General features: G+C 50.2%; 1 protein-coding gene. It reads right to left on the reverse strand.

Features of this window, described 5'->3' with window-relative positions; all coding sequences use genetic code 11:
* Positions 1-450, reverse strand: a 450-nt coding sequence (locus tag KH400_RS29675; RefSeq protein WP_217227995.1) for a hypothetical protein, incomplete at both ends; no start/stop codon positions are given.

A 450-nucleotide genomic window follows, 5' to 3' on the forward strand; every position in this document is an offset into this window, starting at 1 on the left:
CCCCCTCTTTTTCCTCCCTCCCTCCTCCCCCCCTTCCTTTCTCCCCTCCCCTCTTTCCTTTCTCTCCTCTCCCCTTTTTCTTTCCTTCCTTCCTCTTCTTTTTTCCCCCCCCTTCTCCCTCCCTTCCTTCCTTTCCTCTCCCCTCCTCTTTTCTTCTTCTTTTCCCTTCCTCTCTCCCTCCTCTCCTTCTCCCCCCTCCTTTTTTCCTCTCCTCTTTCCTCCTTCCCTTTCCCTTTCCTCCCTTTTCTCCTCCCCCCCTTTCCCCCCCTTTCCCCTTCCTCTCCTTTTCTCTCCTTTCTCTCCCTTCCCTTCTTTTTTCTTTCCTCCTTTTTCCTCCTCTTTCCCTTCTTTCCCCCCTTTCTTTTTCCTCTCTTCCCTCTTCTTTCTTCTCCCTTTTTTTTTTCCTCTTCCTTCCTTTCCTTCTTCCTTTCTTTCTCTCTTCCTCTTCTT

Source organism: Desertibacillus haloalkaliphilus, from assembly GCF_019039105.1.
Classification (GTDB): Bacteria; Bacillota; Bacilli; order Bacillales; family KJ1-10-99; genus Desertibacillus; species Desertibacillus haloalkaliphilus.